This window comes from Paenibacillus sp. JSM ZJ436 (genome assembly GCF_044383795.1).
GTDB classification, from domain to species: Bacteria; Bacillota; Bacilli; order Paenibacillales; family Paenibacillaceae; genus Paenibacillus_AQ; species Paenibacillus_AQ algicola.
In genome coordinates, this window is record NZ_JBISEO010000042.1 from 1 (window position 1) to 1115 (window position 1115).

A 1115-nucleotide genomic window follows, 5' to 3' on the forward strand; every position below is an offset into this window, starting at 1 on the left:
TCGGATGAATCGTCAAAAGCAGGACCACCCCAGACGGCCGCAATGCCAGAGAGTCCTGAAGCGACAACGTCTGTTTCTGAAGCGCATCTGGTATCGACAGCATCAGAAGCGACAGCTTTGCAAAATCAAGGGACCATGCTGGTAGATGCCACTTGCGCGTCAGCGGATGTAGCATATCCCACAGATCTGAAACCTGCTGAATGAAGCGCGGGAGAAGCTCGAAGCGATCATCGATACGTTGCATGAACCGTTCATCGGACAAACGGCGAAACCACGTACGTACCGGGAAAAGGCGCGCAAACCATTTCTTGCCGTCTCCAAGCAACCGCAGGCCGGGACCGAAAGTGATTCGCAAAGCCATCAGACTTCAGCTCGGTTACGTTGGACGGAACCTTGCCATCATCGCCGAACAAGCCGAGGTGCAGGAGCTCACGCTGCTTAGCCGCAAAGCCTACCGAGACTTGCTGGTCATTCATGAACTTTACTGTCAGCAGTTACACATGTACAATGCACGTTCTCACCAGATGGAAGATCGGATCGTCAGCATTCATCAGCCGCATATCCGGCCGATTGTACGAGGGAAAGCCAAGGCACGCGTCGAGTTCGGAGCCAAGATCGCAGTAAGCATGACCAAAGGCTATGCGTTCCTGGATCGGCTGTCCTGGGATAACTTCAACGAGAGCACGACGCTTATTGACGTGATCGAGAAGTACCGCAAGCGTATGGGATTCTATCCGGCTGTCGTCCAAGCCGATCAAATCTATCGCACGCGCGAAAACCGGAGCTTCTGCAAGCAACATGGAATCCGACTCCGTGGACCAGCATTGGGGCGCAAGCCGAAAAATGGACCGACGAGCGAAGAAAAGCAAGTTCTCAAACAGGACACCGGCGAACGAAACGCGATTGAAGGCAAGTTTGGAGAAGGCAAGCGCAAGTATGGGCTTGGTTGTATTCGCGCACGCCTTGCAAAGACAAGTGAATCGGTGATTACGCTACAGCTTCTGGTGATGAACTTGGAGCGTAGGCTCCGCGTTCTTTATTTCCTCATTTTCACGATGCAGTCTCGTGGACGCCTAGCTCTGAAGGCTGGATAAAGAATCGTTCAGCAAGCCCTA

The 1115-nt window shown here is 53.1% G+C and carries 1 pseudogene; it reads left to right on the forward strand.

Going from position 1 to position 1115, the window contains the following annotated elements:
• Window positions 1–1094: pseudogene (locus ACH6EH_RS20140) on the forward strand (transposase); the annotation flags it as partial.
• Window positions 1095–1115 lie beyond the last annotated feature (21 nt).